Below are 15,753 nucleotides of genomic sequence, written 5' to 3'. Positions count from 1 at the left end.
AAGCTGTACGCTGCACCCCGCAGCCATGAAGGATGGACCGCCGATCGAGCGAGGCCGTGGCGATGAAGCCCGAAGACTTGAAGATTCTGGTCGTCACCGAGGTGTCGGCCGACGCGGCGCAGATCGCGCGTCTGCTCGAGCGCCACTTCGAGCATGTCGACACCTCGACCGTCGAGAGCCGCTTCGTCGCGGACTTCGAACGCGTCAAGCCGGACGTGGTGGTGCTGGCCTTCAACAGCCTCGAGCGTGCCGAGCGCTACTCGCTCGGCCTCTACCGCCAGTGCGAGATCGTGCACACCCTGCCCCACCGCAACATCGTGCTGTGCGACAAGGACAGCGTGCACCGCGCCTTCGAGTTGTGCAGCAAGGGCTACTTTGACGACTACGTCATGTACTGGCCGCTCGTCTACGACACCCCCCGGCTGCCCATGTCGGTCATCATCGCCGGCCGCTCACTGCAAGCCCAGCGCGACACCGCACCGGCGCGCGAGGTCGCGGCGCACGCGCGCTCGGTGAGCCAGCTCGAGTCCGTGCTCGACGATCGCATCGCGGTCGGCCAGCGCCACGCCGACGCCCTGAGCAAGGCGCTGACCGCGGTTGCGCCAGACGACGCGTTCGAGCCTCCGACCGTCGTCGCCGACCGCTTCGATCTCGACCTCGACGGCGTTCCCACGGGAGCGGACCTGCAGCCCCCGCTCGCCAGCCCGCAGCGCGAGGACGTGATTCGCGAGGTACAACTGCGGGTCGATGAGGCGCAGCAGAAGGTGGTCCCGCTCACCGAATGGATCGGCCGCCTGAAGCACGACGTCAAGCCGCAACTCGATGCGGCCCGCCAGCTGGGCGAGCTCGCGGGCAGGACGCCGCCCCTGGTCGTGGTCGTGGACGACGACAGCTTCCAGTGCAAGCTGCTCGACCGCCTGCTGGGAACCGCAGGCTACCGCTCGGCCTTCGCCCATTCCGGCACCGAAGCGCTCGTGCTGCTCGGCCGCCAGCATCCCGACCTGATCCTGATGGACGTTGCCTTGCCGGACCTGAACGGGGTCGAGATCACCCGCCGCCTCAAGGCCAGCCCGCAGCTGGCGAACATCCCGATCCTGATGATCACCGGCCACAGCGAGCGCCAGGTGCTGCAGGCGAGCCTGAAGGCAGGCGCGGTCGACTTCCTGGTCAAGCCCTTGGACCGCCAGGTCCTGCTGCAGAAGCTCGCCCGCCACCTGCCGCGCTGAGGCCTCACACCCTGGCGCTGGGCCGCTCGGCGACGCGGTCGCGCCAGGCCTGCAGGTTGGCCATGCCCTCGGCGCCGGGCCTGAACTTCATCAGTCCGCGGGCGAACTCGATGGCGCAGAAGGCGGTGATGTCGGCAATGGTGAAGCGCTCGCCGGCCACGAAGGCCCGGGTGGCGAGTTCTGCATCGAGCCAGCGCGCCACCTCGCGCACCTTCTCGCCCTGCGAGCGGCCGAAGTCGGGAAACTGCGGCTGCTCCAGCGGCGCCAGCCCGGGGTGGGTGTGGCGGATGCAGTTGGCGATGCTGCCGAACAGGTAGAGCTCCATGCGGCGGTCGGTCATCTCGATGAAGGCGCGCTCCTCGAAGCGCTCGCCCATCAGGTTGGGCTCGGGCCAGACGCCCTCCAGGTAGGAGCAGATCGCCCGCGTCTCGCCGAGCATGCGGCCGTCGTCGAGCTCGAGCACCGGCACCTTGGCGAGCGGGCTCTTGGCGCGGAAGTCCGAGCTGCGATGCTCGTTCCTGCCGATCTCGACCACCACCTCCTCGATGCCGGTGATGCCTTTCTCGGCGATGAACATCTGCACCCGGCGGGGATTGGGCGCGCGCGGTGAAATATAGAGTTTCATGGCTTCTCCGTGGCGGAGCCGGACGCGGCGCAGCGGATGGAAGGCTTGTGCCCATCGGGCCTTGGGACGGTGTCAAGATCGATCATGCGACGCTCCTGAAGGGGACGGAATATTGTAATCCGGCAAAGAAACTGATTCGCCCATAAGCACAGTTATATAAGCGCTATCAGGCCCCGGCCGTTTTCTTGTCGGCGGCGCCTTCTACACTCTGACCACGGCCCGCACTGCAGGCCTGCACGCCCCCCGCAGACACGCTGCAAACGCCTCAGCCACAAACATAAACCCGGCCCCCACGCGCCGGAGACACGGAGACACGCCAATGAGCGCGACGACGCCCGTCTATCCCGACCCCGCCAATCCGCCGCGGCCCGCCGTCGACGAGCACTCGCCCGACTACATGCCGCCGCTGTCGCGGGCGACTCCGCTCGGTCTGCAGCACATCATGGCGATGTTCGTCGGCAACATCACGCCGCCGATCATCATCGCCGGCGTCATCGGCGCGACGATGGAAGAGCGCATCTTCCTGATCCAGGTGTCGCTGTTCGTGGCCGGCATCTGCACCCTGATCCAGTCGGTCGGCATCGGCCGTGTCGGTGCCCGCCTGCCCATCGTGCAGGGCACCAGCTTCGGCTTCCTGCCGGTGGCGCTCCCATTGGCGAAGGCCTTCGGCCTGCCCGCCGTGCTCGGCGCATCGCTGGTAGCCGGCCTGCTGCAGGTCTTCCTGGGCGCCTTCCTGTCACGCGTGCGCCACCTGTTCTCGCCCGTGGTCACCGGCATCGTGGTGCTGCTGATCGGCCTCACGCTGATGCCGGTCGGCCTGCGCTACGCCGCCGGCGGCGTGGGTGCGGCCGACTTCGCCGCGCCGCATCACCTGCTGCTGGCGCTGTTCGTGCTGATCGTCACCATCGGCTGCCACCAGTACGGGCGCGGCTTCATCAAGCTCGCCTCGGTGCTGGTCGGCCTCATCAGCGGCTACCTGGTCGCCGTCTTCCTGGGCTGGGTGGACTTCTCCCGCGTCGGCACCGCCGCCTGGTTCGCCGTGCCGCAACCCTTCGTGTTCGGCATGGAGTTCTCGCCGACCGCCATCCTCGGCATGGTCATCATCATGTTCGTGGTCGGCCTGGAGACGATCGGCAACATCTCGGCGATCACGGTCGGCGGCGCCAAGCGCGCGGCCACCAACCGCGAACTGTCCGGCGGCGTGATGGCCGACGGCGTGGCGACCGCCTTCGCCTCCGTGTTCAACACCTTGCCCAACACCGCCTACGCGCAGAACGTCGGCCTCGTCGCCCTCACCGGGGTGGTCAGCCGCCACGTGGTGACCATCGGCGGCATCTTCCTGATCATCCTCGGTCTGTTCCCCAACCTGTCCGCGATCGCCTCGGCGATGCCGCCGGCCGTGCTCGGCGGCGCTGCGGTGGTGATGTTCGGCATGATCGCCTCGGCCGGCGTCAAGATCCTCGCCGAGAGCGAGCTCGACCAGCGCTCGAAGGCGAGCCGGCGCGCCAGATCCTCGATGCGGCCAAGCACACGCTCGCCGACATGATCGTCATGGGCTCGCGCGGCCACAGCGCGATCGGCGAACTGCTGCTCGGCTCGGTCGCGCACAAGGTGACGATGAAGGCCGACGTGCCGGTGGTGCTGGTACCGATCGACCGCTGAGCGCGCGGTTGGGACGACGGCAAGGCCTCGGGGCGCCCAGCGCCACCGAGGCCTTTTCGCATTACTGCGGCGGCAACACCGCGCCCTTGCGCTCCACGATCAGGCCGTAGGCCTGCGGTTCGCGGTGGCGGGCAAAGTTGAAGGTGGTGCTCTTGTACGACTGCGTCAGATCGAGGTCGCAGCGCGCCACCGCCAGTTCGTCGCCCAGCGTCGAGCAGGCGCCGACGATCTCGCCCGAGGGCGCGACGATGATCGAGTTGCCGATCTGCATCACGCCCTCCTCGTTGCCCGCCTTGCCCACCCCCACCACCCAGCTGCCGTTCTGGTAGGCGCCGGATTGCATCACCAGCTGGTTGTGAAAGTGCGACAGGTTGTCGTGCTCGGGCGCGGGCGGGTTGTGCACCGGCGTGTTGTAACCGATCAGCACCATCTCCACCCCCTGCAGCCCCATCACACGGTAGGTCTCGGGCCAGCGGCGGTCGTTGCAGATCGCCATGCCGATGATGCCGCCAAAGGCGCGGAACACCGGAAAACCGAGGTTGCCGGTCTCGAAGTAGCGCTTCTCCAGGTGCTGGAACTGGCGCCAGGGCTCGTGCTCGGCATGGCCCGGGAGGTGGATCTTGCGGTACTTGCCGACGATCGTGCCGGTCTTGTCGACCAGGATCGAGGTGTTGAAATGGCGCGTGCGCCCCTCCTCCTCGGCCAGCTCCGCATAGCCGAGGTAGAAGCCGATGCCCAGCTCGCGCGCCGCCTCGAACAGGGGGCGCGTCTCCGGCCCCGGCATCTCGCGCTCGAAGAAGGCGTCGATGTCGGCCTGGTCCTCGAAGTACCAGCGCGGGAAGAAGGTGGTGAGGGCGAGCTCGGGAAACACCACCAGCTCGCAGCCATGCTGCCTGGCCTGGGTGAGCAGCGCGATCAGGCGCGTCACGACCTGGCTGCGGGTGTCGTTGCGGGCGATGGGGCCGAGCTGGGCGGCGCCGACGGTGATGATGCGGGACATGGGTTCAGGCTCCCTCGTTGGCGAGTTCGAGCAAGGTCGCGAGCAGCACGCGCGTGCCGGCGACGAGGTCTGCGGGCTCGGTGTGTTCGGCCGGGTTGTGGCTGATGCCGCCGACGCTGGGGACGAAGATCATCGCCGTCGGGCAGATGCGCGCCAGCATCTGGGCGTCGTGACCGGCGCCCGAGCTCATGCGGCGGTGGGTGTAACCGAGCGACTCGGCGTGGGCGGCGATGCGGGCCGCGATGCCGGCGTCGAAGCGCACCGGCTCGAAGCGTGCCAGGCGCTGCGTGCTGATGCTCACCCCCTCGGTCGCCGCCAGCTCGTCGACAAAGGCCGCCAGGCGGGTCTCGGCCTGCTGCAGCAGCGCTTCGTCGGTGTTGCGCAGATCGACCGTCAACGTCGCGCGCGCGGCGATGACGTTAATCAGGTTGGGCGTCAGATCCACCTTGCCCACGGTGCCGACCTGGTCGCCACCCATCTCACGGGTGAGCGTGCGCACGAAGTGCGCCACCGCGGCCGCGGCGTAGCCGGCATCGTGGCGCATGCGCATCGGCGTGGTACCGGCGTGGTTGGACTGGCCGACGATGTCGACCTGCTGCCAGGAGATGCCCTGCAGGTTTTCCACCGCGCCGATGGTCAGGCCCTCGAGATCGAGCACCGGCCCCTGCTCGACGTGCAGCTCGACGAAGGCGGCAGGGCGGATGCCACCCAGCGGCGCCGTCCCGGCGTAGCCGATGCGGGCCAGTTCCTCGCCCAGCACGGCGCCGTCGATCGCCCGCGTGGCAAGCGCCTCGTCCAGCGCCAGCCCGCCCACGTACACCAGGGAGCCGAGCATGTCGGGCGCAAAGCGCGCGCCCTCTTCATTGGTGAAGAAAGCCACCACCAGCGCCCGCTCGGTGCTGACGCCGGCGTCATTGAGCGCGGCGACCACCTCGAGCCCGGCGAGCACGCCGTAGTTGCCGTCGTAAGCGCCGCCGGTGCGCACGGTATCGATGTGCGAGCCGGTCATCACCGGCGCCAGATCGGCCCGGCGCCCGGGGCGCAGGCCGAAGACGTTGCCGATCGGGTCGATCGCCACCTGCAGGCCGAGCTCTCGCATCCAGCCGACGACAAGGTCGCGGCCGCGGCGGTCGTCGTCGGTGAGCGCCAGCCGGCAGCACGCCCCCGTCTCGCTGCGGCCGATCTCGGCCAGCGCGGCCAGGCGCGCCAACAGGCGCGCGCCATCGGGCTCCACGGCCAGCACGCGGTCGGTGCCCGTCATGCCAGCACCTCCTCGGCCGACTTGCCCACCACGTCGCGGTAGATCGCCGGGTCGGTGTCGCCCTCACTGCCGATCAGCAGCACGCGCGCTTTCGCATCGAGGCCCAGGGCCTGCCGCACCGCGCTTTGATCTGCGGCCGCCAGCAGCAGCCCGAGCCCGGTGCCGCCGGTCTCGCCGGACACGATCGCCGGATCCTCGCCCTGCGGACGGGCGAACACCCGCATCGCCTCGAGCGCGAAGCGGTCGGCGACGGTGGCGTAATGGTTCGCGCCGCCACTCAGGATTTCCCAGGCCACCGGCGACACCTCGCCGCAGGCCAGCCCGGCCATCACGGTGTCGAGCTCGCCATGCACCGCCACCGGCCGGCCCGCCTGGCCGCTCTGGAAGTAGCAGTCGGCCTGCTCGGGCTCGGCAAGGATGAACACTGGCCGCCGCTCGCCCCAGGCCAGCCAGAAGGCCGCGCACACCGAGGCCGCCAGCGCGCCGACGCCCGCCTGCACGATGACATGGGTGGGCAGCTCCTCGCCGAGCTGGCGCACGATCTCGCGCGCCATGACGCCGTAGCCGTGCATGACGTCGATCGGGATGTCACGGTAGCCCTCGTAGGTCGTGTCCGAGACCACCGTCCAGCCGTGGCGCTCGGCCTCGGCCGCGGCGTGGCGGACGGAGTCGTCATAGTTGCCGGGCACGCGGATCACCTCGGCGCCGTAGTGTGCGATCGCCGCGCGCCGCCCCTCGCTGACCGTGGCGTGGATGTAGATCACGCAGCGGCAACCGAACAGCTGCGCCCCCCAGGCCACGGAGCGGCCATGGTTGCCGTCGGTGGCGCAGGTGACGGTGAGCGCGGAGACGATGTCGCGATACTTGCCGGAGAGGATTTCCGCCGGCGTCGCCAGATGGCCGCCGTGGGCGACGGCGATCGCCTTCTGGATCAGGCGGAACACCGCATAGGCGCCGCCCAGGGCCTTGAAGCTCTTGAGCCCGAAGCGGGTGCTCTCGTCCTTGTACCAGAGCGCGCCGAGGCCAAGGCGCGACGCCAGCGCCGGCAGCGCATGCAGCGGCGTCGGGGCGTAGCCCGGCCACTGCGAGATCTCGCGCTCGGCGGCGTCGAAGCCCTCGCGACTGAGGATCGCCGCGCGCGCCTCGCCGTAGGGCGTCGCCGCTGAGACCGCGAGCGGGTTGGGATAGCTTGCGATGCCCTCGGCACGCAGGATGTGTGTCATTGCCGTTCGTCCTCCGTCTGCACGCCCGGGAGGGCGCGCAGACGCATGGTTGTTGTCGTTGAGCCTTACTTGACCTGCTCGATGTTGGCGAGCATGGCGTCGAGCATGTCGATGCCCTCGGCGCCCAGTTGCTGCTCGATCACCGCACGCACGGCCGGCTGCGCGACGGCGGCGAACTTCTGCAGCTCGGCCTCCGGAATGGCGTTGACCTGCATGCGCTGGCCGAGCTTGGGCAGGCCCTTGTCGGCCGAGGCCTCGATGATGCGCGAGATGCCGCGCCCGGCGTCCACCGCCACCGCCGCGGCCGAATCCACCACCGCGCGCTCGTCCGCCGTGAGGCCGTCGTAGAAGGCCTGGTTCATCGTCCACACATAGGGCGTGATGACGTGATTGGTGATCGACAGGAACTTCTGCACCTCGTCGAACTTGGCAAAGGCGATGATCGGGATCGGGTTCATCTGGCCATCGGCGACGCCGGTCTGCAGCGCGGTGTACACCTCGGCCCAGGGCAGCGGGGTGGGCTGGCCGCCGAGCGACTTCACCGTGGCCTCATGGGTGGGCAGCGTCATCGTGCGGATGCGCAGGCCACCGAGGTCGGCTGCGGTCTGGATCGGGCGCTTGGAGTTGCTGATGGCGAAGAAGCCGCCCGAATCGAGCAGGCCGAGCACCTTGAGCCCGGTCTTGGCCGACAGGTCGGCGGCAAACTTCTGGCCGAAGGGGCTGCCGAGGTCCATCACCTTGTGCACCACGCCGATGTTCGGGAAGGCGAAGGGCATGTCGAACACGCCGACCATCTTGTAGTGGGCGGAGATGCCGCCCGCCGACGAGATGACCGATTGCACCAGGCCATCGCGCACCTGCTGGATCACCTCGTCGTCCTTGCCGAGCTGGCCGTTGGGAAACAGCTGCACCTTGACGCTGCCATTGGTGCCGGTCTCGACCAGACTCTTGAACACCGCTGCCATCGCACCGGAATGGCTGTCGAAGGGGCTGTCGGGGTTGAGGTGGGCCAGCCGGAGGGTCTTCTGCGCGAAGGCGGGCGACGCGAGCATGGCGGTTGCCGCGAGGGCGGTGACGGCAAGTTTCTTCAGCGAGATCATCGTGCTTACTCCAGGGCTAGGGTGAAGGGGTGAAGCAGGAACACACCGCGGCGCAGCACCACGGCAGGGGAAGGGACAGGGGGAGACGGCATCGGGGCGGGCGGGTGCATGAGGGCTCGGTGGGGGGCTCAATTGCTCGTCAGGCCGAGCAGCCGTGGTACGGCCAGCGTCAGGCTGGGCCAGTAGGCCACCGCGAACAGCACCGCAATCTCGGCGAGCAGGAAGGGCCACAGCGAGTGCGCGATACGCTCGATCTTCTCGCCCGTGACGGACGCCAGCACGAACAGGCAGGCGCCCACCGGCGGCGTCATCAGCGAGATGTTGAGCGCGAGCACGATCATGATGCCGGCGTGGATCGGGTCCATGCCGATGGTCACCGTCAGCGGCGCCAGCACCGGGGCGAGGATGATCAGCAGCGCGTTGATGTCCATGAACATGCCGATCAGCAGCAGCAGTGCCAGGATCAGCGCAATGATCACGGCCGGCTCGGACGACACCGCGAGGAAGGCGGCCGCGATCGCCTGCGGGATCTGGTTGAAGGTCATCCACCAGCCCACGATCGAGGCCGAGGCAATGATCAGGAACACCACGCCGGTGATGCGGGCGGTGCGCACCAGCATGTCGACCAGATCGCCCCAGCCCACCTTGCGATAAACGAACACCCCCATCACCAGCGCGTAGAAAACCGCGATCGAGGCCGCCTCGGTCGGCGTGGTGATGCCGCCGAGGATGGCGCCGAGGATCATCACCGGCATCAGCAGGGCGGCAAAGCCGTCCTTGAAGGCGACAAAGATACGGCGCAGGCTGGGCCGGTGCTCGCTCTTGGGCAGGTTGAGGCGGCGTCCGAGCGCAGCAATCACCGCCATGCAAACCAGGCAGATCAGCAGGCCGGGCAGGATGCCGGCGGCGAACAGGCCGGCCACCGAGACGCCCATCAGCGAACCGTAGATCACCATCAGGTTCGACGGCGGGATGGTCGGCCCGATGATCGAGCCCGCTGCGGTGACCGCGCAGGCGAAGGGGCGGGTGTAGCCCTTCTTGACCATGGCCGGCACCAGGGTGTTGCCGAAGGCCGCGGCATCGGCCGTCGCCGCCCCCGACAGGCCGGCGAACATGACCGAAGCCACCATGTTGGAGTGCGCCATCCCGCCGCGCAGGTAGCCGACGAGTGCATCGGCGAGCGCGATCAGGCGGTCGGTGATGCCCGAGCGGTTCATGATCTCGCCGGCGAGGATGAAGAAGGGCATGGCGAGGAAGGTGAACAGATCGAGACCGGCGAAGAAGCGATCCGGCGCCATGGTGAGGAAGCGGCCGCTGGGGTCTATGCTCCACATGCCGACCATGCCGGTGATGCCGAGCACGTAGCCGATGGGCATGCCGAGCACCATCAGCACGACGAAGGTGAGGGCGACCGTGATCATGGGCACACCACCACGTGCGGCGAGCGCGCCAGGCGCAACTGGTCGCGCACGGCCACCAGCGTGAGCTGCACCACCGCCAGCGCGGCCGCCACCGGCACCGCGGCGAAGGGCAAGGCCTTGGACATGCCGTAGATCATCGTCGTGATGCGCTCGCCGCGCTCGACCATGCCGAGACCGTAGAACACCAGCATCGAGAAGAAGGCGATGCCGAGCAGATCCACCACCGCAAGCAGGCCGCGCCGCAGCCAGGATGGGAGGTAGGCGAACAGCATCTGCACGCCGATGTGCTCACGCCGCGAGATGCCAGCCGACACGGCGAGCAGCGCGACCCAGATCATCAGGTAGCGCGCCGCCTCTTCCATGAAGGTGATCGGCAGCGGCCACACGTAGCGCACCAGCACGCCGAGCCACACGTCGAGCACCAGCACGATCAGCAGCGCCACGCAGATCAGGTCGACGGCGCGCGCCAGCTTGCGGCTCATGCCGTCGAGCACGCGCGCCACGCCCTCGTATTCACCAGGGTCATGCATGCAGGGTCTCCTCCACACCGGTCGCTGGCTGGCGTCCACCCTCGCAGGCATCGCGCCGCCTCTGCCGCTGCTCGCTCCCGCAAGTGGTGCGCGGAAGGGCAGTCGTTGCTGTTGTATGCACCATACTGGATCACCTGTTTCAGAAAAACAATCAGTAAAACGTTTTTTTCAGCTATGGTTCGCTTCAACGCAAGCAACGTGCCAATACACTCGGAAGAGCGTCCGATGAGCGCTGCCTCAACGCCCGGAAAGACCCGCAAACGCCACAACGCCGGCCCAGGCTCGCTCGAGCGACGCATCCGCGGCAGCTACGAGGGCCTGCCCAACAGCGAGCGCCTGGTGGCCGACCTGCTGCTGGACTTTCCCTCCCATCTCGCCACCCATTCCGCCACCGAGCTGGCGCGCCTTTCGGGCGCCTCCAAGGCCGCGGTGACGCGGCTGGTCCAGCGCCTCGGCTACCAGAGCTTCGCCCAGGCGCGCACCGATGCGCGCAATGCCCAGCAATGGGGCTCGCCGGTCTACATGAATGCCGCCGACCCCCCCGCCAGTGCGCGTTCGGCCATCGAGGCACACATGGCGGCGGACCTGGACATCCTGCGCAAGACGCTGGAGGGGCTGGGGCAGACAGCGTTCGACGAGATCGTCACGGCCTTGCGTGAGGCACGCCGGGTGCTGGTGATCGGGCACCGCAACAGCGCGCTGCTCGCCACCTATGCACGCGGCCAGCTCGGCCTGCTGCGCGCCGGCGTCGAGCTGGCGCCGATGCACGGCGAGACGCTGGCCGAGGGCCTGTTCGGCCTCGGTGCGCAGGATGTGCTGCTGGCCGTGGGGTTCCGGCGCCGGGTGCCGGCCTTCCTGTCTGCACTGGAACTCGCACGTGCCAATGGCGTGCGCATCGTGATGCTCACCGACCCCAGCGGGGCGGCGATGGCGGCTCGCGTGGACTGGGTGATCCCCTGCCACTGCCGGGGCGCGTCGATGTTCGACAGCTATGTCGCGGCGGTGAGCCTGATCAACTTCCTCGCCAGCCAGCTCGCGCTGCAGTTGGGCGCGCAGGGGCGGGCCCGCCTGCGCGGCATCGAGCAACTGCACGAGGAACTGGGCGACCTCGTGTGAGCGCCGCCCGCGCCGGCCAGCCAGGTCAAGCCGTGCGCGCCCTCACCCCGCCTGGGTCGGCGCGGTGACGATGCGCCGCCCGCAATCGCTCAACAGCCGGCGCAGCCAGCGATGGCCGGGCGACTGGTGGTTGCGCTCGTGCCAGAGCTGGTAGAAGCGCATCGGCGGAAAGGCGATCGGCGAAGGCACGATCGCCAGCGCCAGCAGGTCGGCATAGAAGCGGGCGAAGTGGCGGGTGGTCGTGAACACCAGGTCGGTGCCCTGCAGCAGATAGGGCGCGGCGGTGAAGGACTGCACCACGACACGCTCCTCGCGGTGGATGCGCATCGAGGCCAGCACGCTGTCGATGACGCCGCGCTGGCTGATCGAGTACGGCATCGGCACCACATGCACCGCGCGGGCGTAATCGTCCGCGCTCATGCCCTTGCGCGCGAAGGGATGGGTGGCGGCGACCAGGCACACGATCTCGTCCTCGAGCAGCATCGACAGGTGCATGCGATGCGGCGGCTCGGGCCAGTTGCCGATGACGACGTCGAGATCGCCCTCGGCCAGCGAGCGCTCGAAATCGAAGTTGGGCCCGAGCGAATGCAGGGTCAGGCGCGCATTGGGCGCCTCGCGGCGGAAGCGCTCGGCCACGCCGGCGACGAACACAGGGGTCAGGTAATCGGGCGAGCCGATGCGAAACTCATGGCGGGTGCTCACCGGCTCGAAGCTCTCCGGCCCGTCGACCATGCGATCGATCTCGGCCAGCGCCCCCTTGGCGTGCGACACCAACGCCAACGCGCGCTCGGTGGGCACCATGCCGCCCTTCTCGCGCACCAGCAGCGGGTCGCCGAGGATCTCGCGCAGGCGCTTCAGGGCCGCGCTGATCGCCGGCTGCGACTGGTTCAGCTTCAGCGCCGTGCGCGACACGCTGCGCTCGCCGATGAGCAGGACGAATACGCGCAACAGGTAAGTGTCCAGCGGGTCGTCGCTGCGCCGGATGGTCATCGTCGTCTCCTCGTTTCCTGTCGCGAACGCCCGGCCTGTGCCGGCCGAGTCAGATACGCGAGAGCATATATCACTTATAAAGACATATGCGATCACTGAATACATCACGAGCTTAAACTGCGCCTCACAGTCAGGGCCGATCCAGGCCCTCCACATCCAGACACCACAAACACAATACGCAGGAGACAGCACCATGGGACGCCTCACCACCCACGTTCTCGACACCGCCAACGGCAAGCCCGGCGTCGGCATCGCGGTCACCGTCTATCGCCTCGACGGCGAGCGCCGCGAGGTGGCGCGCAGCGTCACCAACCACGACGGCCGCTGCGATGCACCGCTGCTCGAGGGCGCCGCGCTCGAGACCGGCAAGTACGAGATCGTCTTCGCCGCCGGCGACTACTTCCGCGCCCTGGGCCTGAAGCTGCCCGAGCCGCTGTTCGTCGATGAGGTGGCGCTGCGCTTCGGTATCGCCAACACCGATCAGCACTACCACGTGCCGCTGCTGGTATCGCCGTGGAGCTACTCCACCTATCGCGGCAGCTGAACCCGCGCTTCCACCCCAACCCCGACATAGAGACATCGTCATGGAAGCCTACCTGCTCGACTGGGCCAACCTGCTGGTCCGCTGGGTGCACCTGATCGCCGGCATCGCCTGGATCGGTGCCTCCTTCTACTTCGTCATGCTGGACAACTCGCTGAAGGCCCCGAAAAAGCCCGAGGACGCCAAGCGCGGCGTGTTCGGCGAACTGTGGGCCGTGCATGGCGGCGGGTTCTACCACAGCCAGAAATACCTCACCGGCCCCAAGGGCGAGCCGCTCACCCAGGACCTGCACTGGTCGAAGTGGGAGGCCTACAGCACCTGGCTGTCGGGCATGGGCATGATGGCGCTCATCTACTGGATCGGCGCCTCGAGCTACCTGATCGACAACAACGTGATGGCGCTGTCGCCGGCCACCGCGGTCGCCATCTCGATTGCCTTTCTCGTCGTCGGCTGGGTGTTCTACGACCTGCTGTGCCGCAACATGATCGGCAAGGACGGCCTGCTCGCGGCGATCGTGTTCGTCTTCGTGATGGTCGCCAACTACGTGCTGCACCAGGTGTTCTCGGCCCGCGGCGCCTACATCCACGTCGGTGCCATGCTGGGCACGATGATGGCGGCCAACGTGTTCTTCCACATCATTCCTGGCCAGAAGAAGATGGTCGAGCAGATCCGCAAGGGTGAGCAGGTCGACGCCATGCCCGGCATCGTCGGCAAGCAGCGCTCGGTGCATAACACCTACTTCACCCTGCCGGTGCTGTTCATCATGATCAGCAACCATTACCCGATGACCTATGCCCACGCCAACGGCTGGCTGGTGCTCGGTGTGCTGATGATGGCCGGCGTGCTGATCCGCCAGTTCTTCGTGCTGCGCCACCGCGGCCAGGTCAAGTGGTGGCTGCCGGCGGCCGGCAGCGCGCTGATCCTGCTGCTGATCGTGCTGATGGCGCCCAAGCCGGTCGACGCCAGTGGCGACAAGGTCTCCTTTGCCACCGTCAAGCAGATCCTGGACCAGCGCTGCGTGAGCTGCCACGCCGCCGCGCCCACCTTCGACGGCTTCGCCCAGCCGCCCAAGGGCGTGATGCTGGAGAACGCCGAGCAGATCGCCCAGCACGCGGTCATGAGTGCGCAGACGGTGGCCAGTGGCTACATGCCGCTGGGCAACCTGACCGGCATCACCGACGAGGAGCGCCAGACCATCGCCATCTGGTTCGCCCAGGGCGCCCGGACGCAGGACTGAGCACGCCGCCGAGAACGCATCGCAAGAGACCACACCATGAACGCCACGACCCACACCCCCACCGCACACGCGCATCTCACCGTGCAGGCGCTTTCCGCCCTGCCCCAGGCCGACTTCGTCGCCCGCCTCGAAGGCATCTTCGAGCACTCGCCCTGGATCGCCGAGCGTGCCTGGAGCCGACGCCCCTTCGCCAGCGTCGTCGAACTGCACGCCGCCCTGCTCGCGGTGCTCGACGCCGCGAGCGAGGCCGAAAAGCTCGCGCTGATCTGCGCCCACCCGGAACTGGCCGGCAAGGAGGCCGAAGAAGGCACGCTGACAACCGCCTCCACCGGCGAGCAGCGCGGCGCGGGGCTCGATCAGTGCAGCAAGGAGGAGCTTCATCGCCTGCGCAGCCTCAACAAGGCCTACCGACAACGCTTCGGCTTTCCCTTCGTCGTTGCGGTGAAGGGCCTGAGCCGCCATCAGATCATGGACGGCGTGGAAGCCCGGCTCGCCAACGACCGCGACACCGAGTTCAAGCGCTGCCTGCTCGAGATCGGCAAGATCGCCCGCTTCCGCCTCGATGCCTTGCTCGCCTGAGCCCCTGGAGACGACCATGAAAGCCAACGCTGCCTACCCGCGCGACCTCGTCGGCTACGGCAAGAATCCGCCCTACGCCAACTGGCCCGGCCGCGCCCGCATCGCGGTGCAGTTCGTCCTCAACTACGAGGAAGGCGGCGAGAACTGCGTGCTGCACGGTGATGCCGGCAGCGAGCAGTTCCTGTCCGAACTGTTCAACGCCGCCAGCTACCCCGAGCGCCACCTGTCGATGGAAGGCATCTACGAGTACGGCTCGCGCGTGGGCGTGTGGCGCTTTTTGCGCGAGTTCGAGCGCCGCGGCCTGCCGATGACGATCTTCGGCGTGTCGATGGCGCTCGAGCGCCACCCGGAACTGACCGCCGCCTTCAGGGAACTCGGCCACGAGATCGCCTGCCACGGCTGGCGCTGGATCCACTACCAGAACACGCCCGAGGAGGTCGAGCGCGAGCACATGAAGATCGGCATGGAGATCATCGAGCGCCTGACCGGCGAGCGTGCGCTGGGCTGGTACACCGGGCGCGACTCGCCCAACACCCGGCGCCTGGTGGCCGACTACGGCGGCTTCCTGTACGACTCGGACTACTACGGCGACGACCTGCCATTCTGGACCGAGGTGCAGAAGACCAACGGCGAGACCGTGCCGCACCTCATCGTGCCCTACACGCTCGACACCAACGACATGCGCTTCGCCCTGCCGCAGGGCTTCTCGCACGGCGACGAGTTCTTCGAGTACCTGCGCGACGCCTTCGACGTCATGTACGCCGAAGGCGAGGAGCGCCCGGCGATGATGTCGATCGGCATGCACTGCCGTCTGCTCGGCCGCCCGGGCCGCTTCAAGGCCCTGCAGCGCTTCCTCGACCACATCGAGAAGCACGACCGCGTGTGGATCTGCCGTCGCGTCGACGTCGCCCGCCACTGGATCGAGCACCATCCGTACAAATAGGAAATAGGGGACAGACCACGATTTCTGTTCAGAAATTGTGGTCTGTCCCCTATTTCCCAACCCCAAATAGCCTTTCCACCGCAGGCGCCGCTGCGCGACCGCGAAAGCCGCCTCAGCCCCCCGAACCCAAAGGAGAACTCCACCATGGCCAGCCACACTCCCGGCGCCCCCGTCTTCGCCCCCGCAGCCGAGCTGCCCGACTGGGCCCTGCGCTCGGTCGATCTCGCCAACCCGCGCCTGGGCGCGAAGGCGCTCGCCGCCTCGGACGACTTCTTCGCCGAGGTGTCGCGCATGCTCAA

General features: G+C 68.0%; 16 protein-coding genes and 1 pseudogene. 9 read left to right on the top strand and 8 right to left on the bottom strand.

All coding sequences use genetic code 11. The annotated features are described in order from the left end of the window. Nucleotides 1-62 precede the first annotated feature (62 nt). Complete coding sequence (locus ACMV5O_RS14625; RefSeq protein WP_416164142.1) at nt 63-1,226, top strand: response regulator; 1,164 nt, start codon at nt 63-65, stop codon at nt 1,224-1,226. Between the two features lie 4 nt (nt 1,227-1,230). On the opposite strand, the gene ACMV5O_RS14620 is transcribed toward ACMV5O_RS14625, so the two are convergent. Next, nucleotides 1,231-1,851: a glutathione S-transferase family protein gene (locus ACMV5O_RS14620; RefSeq protein ID WP_416164141.1), complete on the bottom strand. Its 621-nt coding sequence runs from the start codon at nt 1,849-1,851 to the stop codon at nt 1,231-1,233. 319 nt (nt 1,852-2,170) lie between these two features. Here ACMV5O_RS14620 and ACMV5O_RS14615 point away from each other — a divergent pair, with 319 nt between their 5' ends. Together ACMV5O_RS14615 and ACMV5O_RS14610 are read left to right on the top strand one after the other, a co-directional pair. Continuing rightward, nucleotides 2,171-3,397 (top strand): uracil-xanthine permease family protein, encoded by a 1,227-nt coding sequence (locus ACMV5O_RS14615; protein ID WP_416164140.1) that lies wholly within the window; start codon nt 2,171-2,173, stop codon nt 3,395-3,397. Continuing rightward, on the top strand, nt 3,394-3,513 hold the full coding sequence (locus ACMV5O_RS14610) for a universal stress protein (protein WP_416164139.1): 120 nt from the start codon (nt 3,394-3,396) through the stop codon (nt 3,511-3,513). The genes ACMV5O_RS14615 and ACMV5O_RS14610 overlap by 4 nt, the downstream gene beginning before the upstream one ends. Before the next feature lie 61 nt (nt 3,514-3,574). Here ACMV5O_RS14610 and ACMV5O_RS14605 read toward each other — a convergent pair whose 3' ends face one another. From ACMV5O_RS14605 to ACMV5O_RS14580, 6 genes are all read right to left on the bottom strand, one after another. Continuing rightward, entirely contained in the window at nt 3,575-4,513 is a 939-nt protein-coding gene (locus ACMV5O_RS14605) for an N-carbamoyl-D-amino-acid hydrolase (protein ID WP_416164138.1), read from the bottom strand. Nucleotides 4,514-4,517: 4 nt separating this feature from the next. After that, a complete protein-coding gene (locus ACMV5O_RS14600) occupies nt 4,518-5,774 on the bottom strand; it encodes a Zn-dependent hydrolase (protein WP_416164137.1) in 1,257 nt (418 codons plus the stop codon). Then, nucleotides 5,771-6,997: a diaminopropionate ammonia-lyase gene (locus tag ACMV5O_RS14595; RefSeq protein WP_416164136.1), complete on the bottom strand. Its 1,227-nt coding sequence runs from the start codon at nt 6,995-6,997 to the stop codon at nt 5,771-5,773. The genes ACMV5O_RS14600 and ACMV5O_RS14595 overlap by 4 nt, the downstream gene beginning before the upstream one ends. Before the next feature lie 65 nt (nt 6,998-7,062). Beyond that, nucleotides 7,063-8,097, bottom strand: coding sequence for a DctP family TRAP transporter solute-binding subunit (locus ACMV5O_RS14590; protein WP_416164135.1), 1,035 nt, complete (start codon nt 8,095-8,097; stop codon nt 7,063-7,065). 128 nt (nt 8,098-8,225) lie between these two features. Then, on the bottom strand, nt 8,226-9,518 hold the full coding sequence (locus ACMV5O_RS14585) for a TRAP transporter large permease (RefSeq protein ID WP_416164134.1): 1,293 nt from the start codon (nt 9,516-9,518) through the stop codon (nt 8,226-8,228). Next, nucleotides 9,515-10,048 (bottom strand): TRAP transporter small permease, encoded by a 534-nt coding sequence (locus ACMV5O_RS14580; protein ID WP_416164133.1) that lies wholly within the window; start codon nt 10,046-10,048, stop codon nt 9,515-9,517. Before ACMV5O_RS14580 ends, ACMV5O_RS14585 begins: the two co-directional genes overlap by 4 nt. Before the next feature lie 225 nt (nt 10,049-10,273). On the opposite strand from ACMV5O_RS14580, the gene ACMV5O_RS14575 reads away from it, so the two are divergent. Then, nucleotides 10,274-11,164 carry a MurR/RpiR family transcriptional regulator gene (locus tag ACMV5O_RS14575; RefSeq protein WP_416164132.1) on the top strand — a complete coding sequence of 297 codons (891 nt, stop codon included), beginning with the start codon at nt 10,274-10,276 and terminating at the stop codon, nt 11,162-11,164. 42 nt (nt 11,165-11,206) lie between these two features. On the opposite strand, the gene ACMV5O_RS14570 is transcribed toward ACMV5O_RS14575, so the two are convergent. Further along, complete coding sequence (locus ACMV5O_RS14570; RefSeq protein WP_416164131.1) at nt 11,207-12,154, bottom strand: LysR family transcriptional regulator; 948 nt, start codon at nt 12,152-12,154, stop codon at nt 11,207-11,209. A gap of 193 nt (nt 12,155-12,347) precedes the next feature. Here ACMV5O_RS14570 and uraH point away from each other — a divergent pair, with 193 nt between their 5' ends. The 5 genes and pseudogenes from uraH to ACMV5O_RS14545 form a co-directional block, all read left to right on the top strand. Further along, nucleotides 12,348-12,698 carry a hydroxyisourate hydrolase gene (gene uraH / locus ACMV5O_RS14565; protein ID WP_416164130.1) on the top strand — a complete coding sequence of 117 codons (351 nt, stop codon included), beginning with the start codon at nt 12,348-12,350 and terminating at the stop codon, nt 12,696-12,698. 40 nt (nt 12,699-12,738) lie between these two features. Further along, complete coding sequence (locus ACMV5O_RS14560; RefSeq protein WP_416164129.1) at nt 12,739-13,932, top strand: urate hydroxylase PuuD; 1,194 nt, start codon at nt 12,739-12,741, stop codon at nt 13,930-13,932. 36 nt (nt 13,933-13,968) lie between these two features. After that, complete coding sequence (gene uraD, locus ACMV5O_RS14555; protein ID WP_416164128.1) at nt 13,969-14,511, top strand: 2-oxo-4-hydroxy-4-carboxy-5-ureidoimidazoline decarboxylase; 543 nt, start codon at nt 13,969-13,971, stop codon at nt 14,509-14,511. Between the two features lie 16 nt (nt 14,512-14,527). Further along, entirely contained in the window at nt 14,528-15,454 is a 927-nt protein-coding gene (gene puuE / locus ACMV5O_RS14550; protein WP_416164127.1) for an allantoinase PuuE, read from the top strand. A gap of 144 nt (nt 15,455-15,598) precedes the next feature. Next, nucleotides 15,599-15,753, top strand: a pseudogene (locus ACMV5O_RS14545) (allantoicase); the annotation flags it as partial.

This window comes from Thauera sp. WH-1 (assembly GCF_047806685.1).
In the GTDB taxonomy this organism is placed as follows: domain Bacteria; phylum Pseudomonadota; class Gammaproteobacteria; order Burkholderiales; family Rhodocyclaceae; genus Thauera.
This window is presented reverse-complemented; position numbering and strand designations above follow the sequence as displayed.

Coding starts and splice junctions, on each gene's coding strand:
- ACMV5O_RS14595 (WP_416164136.1), bottom strand. CDS start 6,997: ATGACACACATCCTGCGTGCCGAGGGCATCGCAAGCTATCCCAACCCG.
- uraH (WP_416164130.1), top strand. CDS start 12,348: ATGGGACGCCTCACCACCCACGTTCTCGACACCGCCAACGGCAAGCCC.
- puuE (WP_416164127.1), top strand. CDS start 14,528: ATGAAAGCCAACGCTGCCTACCCGCGCGACCTCGTCGGCTACGGCAAG.
- ACMV5O_RS14585 (WP_416164134.1), bottom strand. CDS start 9,518: ATGATCACGGTCGCCCTCACCTTCGTCGTGCTGATGGTGCTCGGCATG.
- ACMV5O_RS14575 (WP_416164132.1), top strand. CDS start 10,274: ATGAGCGCTGCCTCAACGCCCGGAAAGACCCGCAAACGCCACAACGCC.
- ACMV5O_RS14590 (WP_416164135.1), bottom strand. CDS start 8,097: ATGATCTCGCTGAAGAAACTTGCCGTCACCGCCCTCGCGGCAACCGCC.
- ACMV5O_RS14610 (WP_416164139.1), top strand. CDS start 3,394: ATGATCGTCATGGGCTCGCGCGGCCACAGCGCGATCGGCGAACTGCTG.
- uraD (WP_416164128.1), top strand. CDS start 13,969: ATGAACGCCACGACCCACACCCCCACCGCACACGCGCATCTCACCGTG.
- ACMV5O_RS14600 (WP_416164137.1), bottom strand. CDS start 5,774: ATGACGGGCACCGACCGCGTGCTGGCCGTGGAGCCCGATGGCGCGCGC.
- ACMV5O_RS14605 (WP_416164138.1), bottom strand. CDS start 4,513: ATGTCCCGCATCATCACCGTCGGCGCCGCCCAGCTCGGCCCCATCGCC.
- ACMV5O_RS14625 (WP_416164142.1), top strand. CDS start 63: ATGAAGCCCGAAGACTTGAAGATTCTGGTCGTCACCGAGGTGTCGGCC.
- ACMV5O_RS14560 (WP_416164129.1), top strand. CDS start 12,739: ATGGAAGCCTACCTGCTCGACTGGGCCAACCTGCTGGTCCGCTGGGTG.
- ACMV5O_RS14615 (WP_416164140.1), top strand. CDS start 2,171: ATGAGCGCGACGACGCCCGTCTATCCCGACCCCGCCAATCCGCCGCGG.
- ACMV5O_RS14620 (WP_416164141.1), bottom strand. CDS start 1,851: ATGAAACTCTATATTTCACCGCGCGCGCCCAATCCCCGCCGGGTGCAG.
- ACMV5O_RS14580 (WP_416164133.1), bottom strand. CDS start 10,048: ATGCATGACCCTGGTGAATACGAGGGCGTGGCGCGCGTGCTCGACGGC.
- ACMV5O_RS14570 (WP_416164131.1), bottom strand. CDS start 12,154: ATGACCATCCGGCGCAGCGACGACCCGCTGGACACTTACCTGTTGCGC.